General features: G+C 64.3%; 12 protein-coding genes. 8 read left to right on the top strand and 4 right to left on the bottom strand.

All coding sequences use genetic code 11. The features are described from left to right. Positions 1-188: 188 nt before the first annotated feature. Entirely contained in the window at positions 189-854 is a 666-nt protein-coding gene (locus tag NLM27_RS35395) for a hypothetical protein (RefSeq protein ID WP_254147670.1), read from the top strand. A 31-nt stretch (positions 855-885) separates the two neighbouring features. Then, positions 886-1941, top strand: a complete 1056-nt coding sequence (locus NLM27_RS35390) for a metallophosphoesterase (RefSeq protein ID WP_254147669.1) — start codon at positions 886-888, stop codon at positions 1939-1941. Between the two features lie 30 nt (positions 1942-1971). On the opposite strand, the gene NLM27_RS35385 is transcribed toward NLM27_RS35390, so the two are convergent. Then, a complete protein-coding gene (locus NLM27_RS35385; protein WP_254149011.1) occupies positions 1972-3000 on the bottom strand; it encodes an alpha/beta hydrolase in 1029 nt (342 codons plus the stop codon). A gap of 214 nt (positions 3001-3214) precedes the next feature. Between NLM27_RS35385 and NLM27_RS35380 the strand changes: the two genes are divergently transcribed. Beyond that, entirely contained in the window at positions 3215-3838 is a 624-nt protein-coding gene (locus tag NLM27_RS35380; RefSeq protein ID WP_254147668.1) for a hypothetical protein, read from the top strand. A 299-nt stretch (positions 3839-4137) separates the two neighbouring features. On the opposite strand, the gene NLM27_RS35370 is transcribed toward NLM27_RS35380, so the two are convergent. Continuing rightward, positions 4138-5145, bottom strand: coding sequence for a 2-dehydropantoate 2-reductase (locus tag NLM27_RS35370; protein ID WP_254147666.1), 1008 nt, complete (start codon positions 5143-5145; stop codon positions 4138-4140). A gap of 163 nt (positions 5146-5308) precedes the next feature. Between NLM27_RS35370 and NLM27_RS35365 the strand changes: the two genes are divergently transcribed. Next, positions 5309-5911: a YidB family protein gene (locus tag NLM27_RS35365; protein ID WP_254147665.1), complete on the top strand. Its 603-nt coding sequence runs from the start codon at positions 5309-5311 to the stop codon at positions 5909-5911. A 28-nt stretch (positions 5912-5939) separates the two neighbouring features. Continuing rightward, a complete protein-coding gene (locus NLM27_RS35360; RefSeq protein WP_083636342.1) occupies positions 5940-6212 on the top strand; it encodes a GlsB/YeaQ/YmgE family stress response membrane protein in 273 nt (90 codons plus the stop codon). 147 nt (positions 6213-6359) lie between these two features. On the opposite strand, the gene NLM27_RS35355 is transcribed toward NLM27_RS35360, so the two are convergent. After that, entirely contained in the window at positions 6360-7145 is a 786-nt protein-coding gene (locus NLM27_RS35355) for an SDR family NAD(P)-dependent oxidoreductase (RefSeq protein ID WP_254147664.1), read from the bottom strand. A gap of 260 nt (positions 7146-7405) precedes the next feature. Between NLM27_RS35355 and NLM27_RS35350 the strand changes: the two genes are divergently transcribed. The 3 genes from NLM27_RS35350 (at position 7406) to NLM27_RS35340 (ending at position 10661) form a co-directional block, all read left to right on the top strand. Then, positions 7406-8470 (top strand): acyl-CoA dehydrogenase family protein, encoded by a 1065-nt coding sequence (locus NLM27_RS35350; RefSeq protein ID WP_254147663.1) that lies wholly within the window; start codon positions 7406-7408, stop codon positions 8468-8470. Between the two features lie 15 nt (positions 8471-8485). Further along, entirely contained in the window at positions 8486-9646 is a 1161-nt protein-coding gene (locus NLM27_RS35345; RefSeq protein WP_254147662.1) for an acyl-CoA dehydrogenase family protein, read from the top strand. A 196-nt stretch (positions 9647-9842) separates the two neighbouring features. Next, on the top strand, positions 9843-10661 hold the full coding sequence (locus NLM27_RS35340) for an enoyl-CoA hydratase/isomerase family protein (protein ID WP_254147661.1): 819 nt from the start codon (positions 9843-9845) through the stop codon (positions 10659-10661). Positions 10662-10836: 175 nt separating this feature from the next. Here the strand turns inward: NLM27_RS35340 and NLM27_RS35335 are convergent, their stop codons facing one another. Continuing rightward, entirely contained in the window at positions 10837-12951 is a 2115-nt protein-coding gene (locus NLM27_RS35335) for an acetate--CoA ligase family protein (RefSeq protein WP_254147660.1), read from the bottom strand. Positions 12952-12990: the final 39 nt, after the last annotated feature.

Raw genomic sequence — 12990 nt, 5'->3', positions numbered from 1 at the left:
ACTTTTCTTGACGATCGTCCCGTCGTGGTGCGGGACCTTCACAAAGAGAACTGTAGCAGTGATACCCGCGCCTTCAAGACTTCGAAACCCCTATCTCCTGCGCGAGCAATGCTTGCATTGCGGATATTGATTGCGATATCAACCTGTAGCAGTATGTGACTTCACGGACGCGCGAATGGTGAGCTGTCATGTTGTTGACTGACTTGCTTCCGACGCTCTTCGATGGTGTCGTTCTGCGGTTGACGCGCCGGCCCCTCCTGCCGCTCGAACGCGACGGCATCCTCACGGCACTCGTGAACAGCGTTGGCGAATCTGTCATGCGCCGGGTGCGATCTAAATCGACGCGGGGCATCGTTTATTCGGGCGAGATCGGGGAAATCACCACAGAGGACCGATTTAGCGATGACTGGGTCTCGCGAACGGAAATCATCGAAGCGATGGCAAGGTCGAGCGGCCTCGACCGTGAGCTATCCGAGTTCGCTCTGTTTCTGATCGAGAACCGCGTGGAAAGACTTGGGCCCAACGGCGGCTCGATTGTCGAGATCGGAAAGATTCATCCTGCCGAAGCGCGATCTGAGCCGGAGGGCGATCCTTTTGCAAGGCTCCTGTATCAACTTTCTGACTGGGACGAGCGATCCTTTGAACTTGGCCGGGGTTGGTTCTCTTGGCGCGCTCCTCGGCACCGCCACCGGAACGTGGTCGAGATTTCCCAGATAGCCGCGGGCTTCCGCGTCCCACGTTCCTACAGCATCAAACTCTGCGACGGACTTGCGTTCAGGAAGAAAGTCCTTTCACGAACGGTCGTCATATTGAAACCGCCGGCGGCTAACGAAGAAGCATCTCCGTCCGTTTAGTATTTTGATCAACGCATTTGAGGGCCTCGCAATGCCCATCGGCAGGATCGCTCAACTGTCTGATTTTCACTTCGTCCCCCAGCTGACCCACGAAAAGCGGGCCTTCTACCAAGCGGGCCGCGCAAAGGGTCATTGCTTCAGCCGGCTGGTTGCGTTGGCTCGCCAGATGGATCGACTTGAGCGCCAGGATGGTCGCTTTGACGCCGTTCTGTGTACGGGCGATCTCGCGACCGACGGCTCGACCGCGGCGCTTGCCACCTGCCTGTCCTACGTCGAGAACGAAGAAGTTCGCGCCGGCGAGCCGTCGCAGGTCTACACCCTCGGCCTGAATGCGAGCGCGCAGCGACGATTGCTGCTGCCTGGCAATCACGATCGATGGACGCGCAAATATGCTGGCTTTCAGGTCCAGGGCGCGGCCTTCGAAAGGGCTCTCGGACTGCCGACCGAATATCCCTATGTCGTGGGCCTCCGCGAACAAGGTACAGCGAACGATCCGGACGAACACGCCATCCTTTTCTTCGTGTTCGACTCCACACCTGGCGTCTTCGTCAATTTCTGGTGGTGGGACCGGCTTGCGCGCGGCAGGCTGGAGCACGGCACGCTCGATTCGTTCATGCGCAAGGCACGCGCGATCCAGGGCGACGGAATTGTTCGCAATCTGGGGGGCGGCGCCGACCTTCGTGTCCGCTACTCCAATTGCGTAAGGGTGGTTCTCCTGCATCATCATCCGTTCGACCGCCGCGGTACCACGCTGATGGAGAACAGCGCCGAATTCAAGGAGTTCTGCATCAAGGCCGGAATCCATGTCGTCCTGTTCGGACACGAGCACAGGGAATATCGAGCTCATGATTTCGGCGCGTCCGAGCTGGCACCGGACCCTAACCATCAAACCGTCTACTTCTGCTGCCCGAGCGCATCTGAATATTCATCAGCGCACGGCTTCTATGAGTTCACGTTCGACAGCGACGGCTTCGATTTCACCTTTCACAAGTGGCGTAACATGCAATTCGAACCCGGCGGCATCGACGAAAATTCGTTCCTGCCCGGCGCGCCGCAACGCTATCTCTTTAGCCGCACGCTCCAGTAGCGATCGCCGAACGCACGAATGCCAGCGCCATCAGCGCTCCGCGCCGCAGCCCGGACTGTCGAACAGCGCAGCCAGCCCGCATGGCGAAGTCAGCATCTTGTCGCCGTCATGGCCGACACCTGAGACGTCCCAGACCCTGTGATTGGGCGTGCCATGGTCGCGCTTGGCCATCGCGTCCGCATAGGCGTGGCCGCGGGCGTAGCGCGTGGGGCCCTGCGCCCTGGCCATGCAGCTCTTGTCCAGCGCGGAATGCTCCGGATTGGTGTCGAGAGTGCCGAGCAGATAGACCACCTCGCGCTCGACATAGCGCTGCTCCAGCGCGGCCGGCGTGACGTTCGCAAGATAGGGCGGCCGCTCGTCCATGCCGTATTTCCAATTGTTGTAGCCCGGGCAGGCAGCGGCGATGGCGGGCACCGGCCGCTTGGCATTGAAATAGGCATAGGACGAAGGATTGGCGACGACATAGCGGACATCGATGTGCTGGCGCGACAGCGCCGCCTCGCCCTTGCCGGCGATGGCGTAGCGCTGCGCGACCTGGCCGCCGCCGGAATGGCCGGCGACCACGACCTGTTTCAGGTTCGGGAAGATCCGCCGGTCGGAGAGCTTTGCCAGGATCGCATCGAGCGCCTCGAACGATGAGACCGGATTGGGCGCCAGCGCGGCGTCGCCGCCCTCCCAGCCCTCCAGCGACCAGCGCAGCATATCTGCCGGCAGCTTGTGCGCCTCGACATCGATCTCCGCCAGGAACTGCGGCACGATCATGAGTGCGCGCTTGCCGTCGTCGCCCGCCGCCACCTGTGCGGTGTGGGCCGACAGATAATATTGGTCGGCATTGCGCAACCTTCCATGGAGCACGATGATCGCGCGCGAGATCGCCGGCAGCGGCATCGACCAGTCGCTGGAGAGGTACAGCGGCAGCATGCCCTGGCCGCCGACCGAAAGCCGCGCGTCGGCAATCGCCCTCACCGGCTTGTGGTTGGGTGCGACTTCGTCCGCCGCGAAGGAATGGTCGCAAATCAGCACCAGTGCGATGACGACGAGACTGGCCAGCGCTTTCATGACGGACATTCCCCTTCGAATTCAAATCGATAAAAGTGTACGCGCATCGCCTGCCGCGCGGCTGTGACTCCCGCGCCACGTCAAGCAAAAAATGTCAGCATCCCAGCCATGAAATTCCCAAGTTCCATGGGTGACAAGCCGGCGATAAACAGGCAAAAATCCGGCTCGACTCAGGGCGGGTTGAGTTGAGTTTTGCAAGGAATGCTCTCGTAGAATGTCGGTCGTAGTTGCATCGCGTCGCGCGGCGCCGTTTCTCGTTGCCGCAGCAGGATTTTTTCTGCTGACGCCGCCGCATGCCCAGGCGCAATGGTGGAAGCGTGCGCCTGTTGACTTCGAGGAGTGCGCCGACGCTGCCGAGAAGGCCGCGAGCAAGGCCGAGAAGACGGCCGCGCTTGCCGATTGCAACGCCAAGTTCGCCGGCCGCCGCAAGGCTGGTGGCGGCTATTCCTATTATGACTTCCTCCAGGATCGCACCTTCGACATCGCCGGGCCGAACCCAACCCCGGAGGAGCAGAAGAAGATCGACGAAGCCTACACCGCCTACCTCGCCAAGCAGCGCCGCAGCAACGAAGCCGCCCAAGCCACCGCGCGACAGCAGCGCGAGCAGCAGGAACAACAGGTCCAGCAGCTTCAGCAGATCGCATTGCGAACCGACGTCGAACGCGTGCCAGTCCCGGTCGAGCGGCCGAAGGTGCAGCAGGCTGCCGGCCCGCGGCCGAAGGGCGCGCCCTGCACCAAGGGCTCGTTCTCCTGCGAATGGCCGCGCCTGTCGGAAAGCCTGAACGATTTGAAGAAGCTGTTCAACCCGACGCCGAGCAAGCCGGCGAAGAAGGGCTGAGCTAGCCATCGCAAACTCCGCTGTCGTCCCGGACAAGCGTAAGCACTGATCCGGGACGACAGCGGAGAGTGGGCTTCAGTTCGGCTGCTTCTTCTTGCCACGCTTCGGTTTGACCACCGGCGCAGTCGCTGGCGCTGTTGGAGTGCCCAACTGCGACCTGCTCTCTTGCAAGCGCCTGTCATAGCCCGGAGAGCTCACGACCGTCGGCGGCCTTGCATACGCGAGCGTAGATGCGCCGCAGAGCGCGGCCAGCGCAAGCCCTATCATTAGACAACGCCTCATCGCGCGCCTCCTCGCACTCAGGCCGTCCCACGAATCTGCTGCGGCATCAGGCCGGGCGGACCGTTGCCCGCGACTTCGGCTTCCCTGATCAGCGCAACAATGCGGCGCATCAGCGGCACATCCACATTGTTTTGCTCGGCCAGCGCGATGACGGCGCCCTGGAGATAGTCGATCTCGGTCTTGCGGCCCTGCTTCAGATCCTGCCACATCGAGGAGCGCGCCTCGGGATCGATCTTCATCGTGCGCCCCAGGATCGCGTTGAAGATCATGTCCGGCAGCCTCAGCAGGGTCGGCGTCCACCCCATTGGAATCGGCGTTGCCGAGACCGGCGTGATGCCGGCAGCCTTCAGGGCGGCCAGCCCCTCCGCCATCTGGTCCGCGAACAGCCTTCGCCAGTCGCGGTTCGCCAGTTGCGCAGCAAGCGGCATGTCGGACAGCGCGCTGAGCGCATTGTTCAAATTGATGATCAGCTTGCCCCATTGCACGCCGGTGATGTCACGGCTCGCGCGCATCGCGAGGCCTGGCACCGACAGCGCGGGCGCCGTGTTCGCGTCGTCCTCGCCGATATGGATGTCGCCGGAGGTCGAGCGGTGGAAGCGGCCCTCACCCATCGCGATCACGTTGAACGGTACCATCCCGGCCAGCACGCGCCGCTCGCCGAGACGCTCGCGCAGCACCGCGACATTGCCGATGCCGTTTTGCAGGGACACGATGACGGCGTCCTCAGGCGCATGCTGTGCGATCTGATCGGCGACATCGGCGGTGTCCGCGCTCTTCACCGTCACCAGCACGATGCCGGCGCTGTGGAAGATCGAAGGATCCTCCGACAGCGCGAGCTGGCCCGCGCCGAGCCTCTTCTCGGAGCCATCGAAATCGGTCAGGCGCAGGCCGAACCGCTCGATCTCGGTCTTTACCCGCGGCCGCACCAGCAGCGCGACGCGGCGGCCTGCGGCCGCCAGCATGCCGCCGACGAAACAGCCGATGGCGCCGGCGCCGGCCACCACGATCGGTCGATCCGTAACCACTGACCTCGCTCCCTGAATGCGGGCCTTCGATAGCAGAGACGAGGCCGGCTGCCCATCGGTTGCGATGCATCCGCCTTGTAACCGTCATGAGAGCCCCATATGTTTTCGCCCGGGGGCTGTCACCGGCGAGCGCTCGCCGAACGAGACGCCAAAGGAGAGCACCATGGGTCTACTCGACGTCCTCAACGGCATGCAGAACGGCCCGCGCGGCCCCAGCACACCCAGCTCTGAGCAATCCTCCGGCGGCATGTCGCCGATGACCATGGCGCTGCTCGGCCTGCTCGCCTGGAAAGCCTTCAAGCACATGACCGCCGGCCAGCCCGGCGCGGCGCCTGCTCCGCAGCAGCGCTCGCCCCTGCCGCCTCCGACGCCGGTGAATACAGGCAGCAGCGCGCTTCCCGGTGGACCCGGCGGCAGCGGCGGTCTCAGCGATTTGCTCAAGGGTGGCCTCGGCGGCCTGCTCGCGGGCGGCGCGGCTGGCACCGTGCTCAGCGGCGGGCTGGGCGATCTCCTCAACCAGCTCCAGCAGGGTGGGCAAGGCGAGGCCGCGAATTCCTGGGTTGGCAAGGGCGAGAACAAGCAGGTCGCACCGGGCGATCTCGCCAGCGCGCTCGGCGCCGACCAGATCGAGAGCCTGTCCGCCCAGAGCGGCCTGTCGCGCGACGAGTTGCTGTCCGGCCTCAGCCAGTATCTGCCGCAGGTGATCGATCACCTGACGCCGGACGGACGGCTGCCGACCGAGAACGAGCTCTCGGATCGAATCTGATCGTCGTCAAAGGGAGGGGAACACTGTCATGAGCATGGGCGGCCTGTTGTGGATCATCGTCGTCGGCTTCATTGCCGGCCTCATCGCGCGCTGGCTCGCGCCGGGGCCGAACAATCCGAGCGGATTCATCCTCACCACCATCCTCGGGATCGCCGGCGCGTTTCTGGCGACCTTCGTCGGCCAGGCCATCGGCCATTACAGCCCCGACCAGGGCGCCGGCTTCATCATGGCCACCATCGGTGCGGTGGTGGTGCTGTTCATCTGGCACCGCCTGGTGGCGAGCGGTGTGATAAAAGGCTAGTGCCTAAAGCGCTAACGGATTGAGGCATACTGCCTCCTCGTCGTCATGCCCGGGCTTGACCCGGGCATCCACGTCTTTAAATCCCCGCGGCGACACGTGGATGGCCGGGTCAAGCCCGGCCATGACGTGGAGCGATCGCGGTATCAATCACGTAATCAAATGCATCCCCGCATCCATGCGCACGACCTCGCCGGTCATGTTGCTGGAGGCCGGCATCGCGAGGAAGCAGACGAGCTGCGCGATGTCTTCCGCGCTCGAGGCGACCTTGAGCGGCACCTTCGCCACCACGCTGTCGCGGACCTGCTTGGCGCCGGCCTCGCCACGGCCCTTGGTGAACCAGGGCGTGTCGATATAGCCGGGGCACACCGTGTTGACGCGGATCAGCGGCGCCAGCGCGCGTGACAGCGACAGCGTCATGGTGTTGAGCGCGCCCTTGCTTGCGGCGTAGGCGATCGACGAGCCGACGCCGCTGATGCCGGCGACCGAGGACACGTTGACCACGGCGGACGGCCGCTCCGACGCCTTGGCGCCGGCTTCGAGCAGGCTGCGCGCCGCGCGCACCATCTGGAACGGGCCGATGGTGTTGACGCCGTAGAGGCGCTGGAAATCTTCCGCCGACAATCCGTCGAGATCGGCATGGGCGACATGCTTGGTGGTGCCGGCATTGTTGACGAGTACGTCGAGCCGGCCCCATCCGCTGGCTGCCGCGACGATCTTGCGGCAATCGTCATCCTTTGAGACGTCGCCTTGCGCGACCAGGACTTCCGCAGCGCCGGCCTTGCGGCAGAGTTCTGCCGTCGCCTCGGCCTCCTTCTGGCTCGAGGAATAGTTGATGACGAGCCGGGCCCCGCTCCGCGCGAGAATTTCCGCGGTTGCAGCACCGAGGCCGGAAGCCGATCCCGTCACGATTGCGCACAGACTGTCCTTGGCCATCTCGTTTTCCTTCCCCTGTCTCTGATGCAAGCCTCAGCTCATTGGCCCTGTTTAGCGAGTTTGCTGCGCCCTGCAAATCAAGCAAACTCCGCTAAGCGGAATTAGCCTTCTATTGGCCCTTGCGCCCATGCCCGCGCCGCAGGTTGACCTGCGATCAACGCTTGTCAGGGCCATGGCTTTTTCCGATCATCGGGCGCAAGAAGACCTTGCGCGCCGTCCTACCGGGACGGACGCGCCAATGGCAAAACACGGGGAACGCTGTGGCGGAGAGTGACAATATCGTCGTCGAGACCGCGGAAAAAATCTTCGCCGATCTCGCCGACCCGCAGACCATCAACAACGACAAGAAGAATTCGTGGCAAGCGCCGCTGTGGCAGGCGCTGAGCGAAGCCGGCCTGCCGCTGTCCTGGGTGCCTGACGATCTCGGCGGCTCCGGCGCCAGCCTTGCCGACGGTTTTGCCCTGCTGAACGCTGCGGGCCGCTTTGCCGTCGCGGTTCCCCTGGCCGAGACCATGCTGGCAGGCTGGCTGCTGGCGCAGGCGAAGATCGCATCGCCCGAAGGCGAGATGACGGTGCTGCCGGCGTCCCCGAAGGATCGCATCCTGCTCGATGCCGACGGCGCGCTCTCCGGCCGCGCGCGCGGCGTGCCCTTTGCCAAGGCGGCGAAGCATTTTGCGGTGCTGGCGCACGGCAAGGATGGGGTTTCCGTCGCGCTGGTCGATGCAACCAAAGCGCGGATCGAGACCGGGCTCAATGTCGGCTACGACCACAGCGACACCGTCACGCTGAACAAGGTCCAGCCTACCGCGATCAAACCGGCGTCGAAGGGCTTTGACCAGACCACAATGATGCTGATGGGCGGCGTCGTCCGCAGCCTTCAGATCGCTGGCGCGCTGGAATCCATGCTCGACATCTCCGTGCGCTATTCCAACGAGCGTGTCGCCTTCGAGAAGAAGATCTCGAAATTCCAGGCCGTGCAGCACAATCTCGCGCGCCTTGCCGGCGAATCCGCCGCGGCGCTCGCGGCCGCCACGTCCGCGGCCGACGCTATCGCGAACGCAAAGTCGTTCGACGACGCGGTCTATCTCGAAGCCGCCGCGGCAAAGATCCGTTGCGCGGAAGCTGCGGAAAAAGGTGGCGCCATCGCGCATCAGGTGCACGGCGCGATCGGCTTCACCATGGAGCACATCCTGCACCGCTATTCGATGCGAGCGCTGGCCTGGCGCGACGATTTCGGTTCGGAGAGCCATTGGGCCGTCGAGCTCGGCAAGCTCGTGGCAAATCGCGGTGCCGATGAATTGTGGCCGCTCGTGGCTTCGCGCTGATCCGGGAGAGAAACAATGACCGCTGCCCTCCGTTTCGACCCGATCCGCCTGCCCGAGAAGTGCGAGCAGCTGCGCAAGGAAGTGCGCGCCTTCCTCGCCGAGGAAATCGCCGCCGGCACCTTCGATCCGCACAAGCCTAACCGCGAAGACACCGACGCGCCGGAATTTTCCCGCCGGGTCGGCGCCAAGGGCTGGCTGGGGATGACCTGGCCGAAAAAGTATGGCGGCCAGGAGCGCTCCTTCCTCGAGCGTTACGTGGTGACCGAGGAGATGCGCGTCGCCAACGCGCCGACGCGGCGCTTCTTCGTCGCCGACCGCCAGAGCGGCCCGGTGCTTTTGAAATACGCCCCTGAACACATCAAGATGGATATCCTGCCGCGCATCTGCCGCGGCGAGATCTGCTTTGCCATCGGCATGAGCGAGCCGAACTCCGGCTCCGACCTGTTCGCGGCAAAGACGCGCGCGACCAAGACCGACGGCGGCTACCTTATCAACGGCACCAAGATCTGGACCTCGTCGGCACATATCGCCGACTACATGATCGCGATCTTCCGGACATCACAACCGACCAAGGAAAACCGCCGCCACGGCCTGACGCAATTTTTGGTCAAGATGAAGCAGCCGGGCATCAAGGTGAACCCGATCGGCCAGATCACCGGCCAGTACGAGTTCAACGAGGTCGTCTTCACCGACTTCTTCGTCCCTGATGATCACGTGCTCGGCGAGGTCGACGGCGCCTGGAAGCAGGCGACGAGCGAACTCGCTTATGAGCGCTCCGGGCCCGAGCGCTTCCTCGAGACCTATTACGTGTTGACCGAGCTGGTCCGCGCGGTCGGCCCCGACCCTGACACGCGCAGCGCCGAAGGCATCGGGCGGCTGGTCGCACAGCTTCATACCATGCGACGCATGTCGGTCTCGGTTGCCGGCATGCTGCAGGCGGGTAAGGAGCCGGTGGTGGAGGCCTCCATCGTCAAGGATATCGGCACGGTCTGGGAGCAGCAGCTGCCGCATCGCGTGCGCGATCTCGCCGCCTTCGTCGAGGAGACCGCGACCAACCGCGAGACGCTGGAGCGGCAGCTCGACTTCGCCATCAAGACCGCGCCGAAACTCACCATCCAGGGCGGCACCACCGAGGTGCTGCGCGGCATCATCGCCCGCGGACTTGGTTTGCGATAACGCTCGTGGCAACGCGCCAGCCCCGCGCTCCGATCACCTCTCCCATAGGGAGAGGTCGATTTGCGTCAGCAAATCGGGTGAGGGGTTTTGCTCTCACGAGGGACCGCAGCCCCTCACCCGGCGCTACGCGCCGACCTCTCCCTATGGGAGAGGTGGTTCTTCGCTACGGACGTATCGAGATGTTTGGAGACAATCTATGAGCACCTATAAAGATATCGGCGTCGAGAAAGTTGGGCATGTCGGCACCATCGAGATCCGCCGCCCGCCGCTGAACTTCTTCGACATCTCGCTGATCAACCAGATCGCGGATGCGCTCGACGAGTTCGATCGTGACATCGAGATCCGCGCCTCGGTTCTCTCGGCACAAGGCAAGGCGTTCTGCGCCGGCGCCAATTTCGGCGATCCCGCGCGGCAGGCGCAGGAAGCGCAGGAGGCCGAGAGGAAGGCCAAGGGCGACCCGGCTGACAGCTTAGGGGCGATCAACCATCTCTACATCCAGGCCGTGCGCATCTTCCGCGCCAGGAAGCCGATCGTTGCCGCCGTGCAGGGCGCAGCCATCGGCGGCGGCCTTGGACTCGCGGTGTCGGCCGACTTCCGCGTCACCTGCCCCGAAGCCCGCTTCTCCGCGAACTTTACAAAACTCGGCTTCCATCCCGGCTTCGGCCTGACCGTGACGCTGCCCGAGCTGATCGGCAAGAACAACGCCGAGCTGATGTTCTACACCAGCCGCCGCGTCACCGGCGAAGAGGCGGTCAAATGGGGCCTCGCCAACGAGCTGGTGCCGCAGGACCAGGTCAAGGCAGCCACGATGAAGCTCGCCGGCGAGATCGCCGAATGCTCGCCGCTCGGCCTGCTCTCCACCCGCGCCACGATGCGCGCCGGCCTCGCCGACCGCGTGATGGCCGCGACCAATCACGAGCTCGCCGAGCAGACACGCCTGCGCGCGACGGAGGATTTCAAGGAAGGCGTGAAGGCGACGGAAGAGCGGCGCGTGGCGAATTTTAAGGGAAGATAGCTCTTCGAACGAAGGCACCTCCTTCTTCCTTCTCCCCTTGTGGGAGAAGGTGGCGCGAAGCGCCGGATGAGGGGTTGCCTCCGCGAGTTATTCTCTTGCGATCGCGCGCGCGGAGAGGGACTCACCCGTCTCGCCGCTATGCGGCGAGCCACCCTCTCCCGCAAGGGGAGAGGGTTTATCTTCGTCCCACCACCAGCGCATCGACGATCGTCACCCCCTGCCCCTCCGGATGCACCAGCACCGGATTGAGCTCGATCTCCGAGATCTCCCCGGCATGACGCGCGGCAAGCACAGAGAGGTCTGCGATCAATTGCGAGAGCGCCGCAACATCCGCCTTGGCTGCTCCGCGAAATCCGTTCAGCAGCGGCGCGGCCTTCAATCCCGCGAGCATCGCGCTGGCCTCCTCCACGCCGACCGGTGCCGGGCGATAGACGACGTCGCGGAACAGTTCTGTGGTGATGCCGCCGAGCCCGACCATCACCATCGGCCCAAATGTCGCGTCCGTCATCGTCCCCACGATGATCTCGACGCCGCGCTTCGCCATGGGGCCGACCAGCACGCCTTGAATGGTCGCTTCAGGCCGGTGCTTGCGCGCATTGTCCAGCAGCGCCTCGAACGCCAGGAACACCTCGCCCTTGGTGGTGATGTTGACGCGCACACCGCCGACCTCGCTCTTGTGCGCAATGTCAGGCGACTGGATCTTCATCACCAGCGGAAAGCCCGCGCGGGCAACCGCTTCATCCAGCCGGGACTTGTCCGTCACCAGCACTTCGTCCGGCAGCGTGACGCCGGCGACGCGGAGCCATGCCTTGCTATCGGTCTCGGACAACGTTCGCGATGGCAAATGCGCCGAGAGATCGCGCGCCGGCAGACGCGTCTCGTCCGCGGGTTTCGGCAGATTGAATTTCGCGTAGTCGACGAGCCGCCGCATCGCGACGCCGACATGGGTGAGACCCGAGAGCACCACGACACCCGATTTCGCGAGTTCGCGGCGCGCGAAGTCGGAGGGCACCGTGTAGGAATAGAACGCCACGGGCTTCCTTTGCGCCGCCAGCGCCGGCGTCAATTCGGTGTCCTTGAACGGCTTGCGCACCTCGCTCGACAGCGACAACACCACCAGGATCGCATCGACCTCGTCGGAGGCCGTGAGCAGATCGACGCTCTTCTGCAAGCCGCCGGAGGTGACGCCTTGGGCGGTGACGTCGATCGGGTTGCCCGCGGTGCCGTAAGACGGCATCAGCGTCCTGATCTCCGCCTGGATCTTCTCGGAGAGCTCCGGCACCTGCAGGCCTTGCAGCGCCACGGCATCGGCGCCCCAGATGCCGGCGCCGCCGGACACCGTGACGACGGCAACGCGATCGCCCTTCGGCAGCGGGTTGCTGGCGAGCAGCGCCGCGATCGTCAAGGCTTCGTCGAGATCGTTGGAGACGATGAAACCGTATTTCGCGAACACTGCGTCATAGGCCGCCGACCACCCGGCCATGCTCGCCGTGTGCGAGGCCGCCGCGCGCTGGCCCGCGCCGGAGCGGCCGACCTTTGTCACGATGACGGGTTTCCTGATCTCCGCAGCGCGCCGCGCGGCGGCAAGGAATTTTTCGACGTCGCGGATGCCTTCGATGAACAGCAGGATCACGTCGGTCGAGGCGTCCTGCACCAGATAGTCCAGGAACTCGCCGGCACCGAGATCGGATTCGTTTCCGGCGCTGACGACGTAGCTCACGTCGATGCCGATCGCCCGCGCGCGATGATAATAGGCAAAGCCGATGCCGCCGCTCTGCGCAACGATGCCGATGCGCTTGGTCGTCGCGATCAGCGGCACCACGCCCGGCTTGACGTCCACCGCGGGACTGAACGTCGCCGCCACGCGCTGCACCGAGCTGAAAAATCCCTCGGCGTTCGGCCCGGAAATCCGCATGCCCGTGCGCTTCGCCAGCGCTGCGATCGCGTCCTGCATTGCCGCACTGTCACCGCCCTCCTCCGCGAAACCGGAAGAAATGATGACGGCGTTCTTGACACCGGCGACGGCGCATTGCTCGAGCGCAGGCAACACCGCGCGGGCCGGAATGACGATGACGGCAAGGTCGATGGGCGCACCGATCTCGGCGACCGATTTGTAACAGGCGAGCCCGTCGAGGTCGGCGTAGTTCGGGTTCACCGGATAGATCTTGCCGGGATACTCATTCTTGCGCAGCATCGACAACAGCCGCCCCGGGATCTTCTCGTGATCGCGCGAGGCGCCGATCAGCGCGATGCTGGCTGGCGCAAAAAAGCTGTCGAGCGGGTGCGGCATGTTGGACGTTTCCTTATTGCTCTTCGTCAACCCGCCGCA

Origin of the sequence: Bradyrhizobium sp. CCGB12 (assembly GCF_024199845.1) — a bacterium.
In the GTDB taxonomy this organism is placed as follows: Bacteria; Pseudomonadota; Alphaproteobacteria; order Rhizobiales; family Xanthobacteraceae; genus Bradyrhizobium.
Note: the sequence above shows the minus strand (reverse complement) of the source record. Positions and strands in the feature narration are given on the sequence as shown.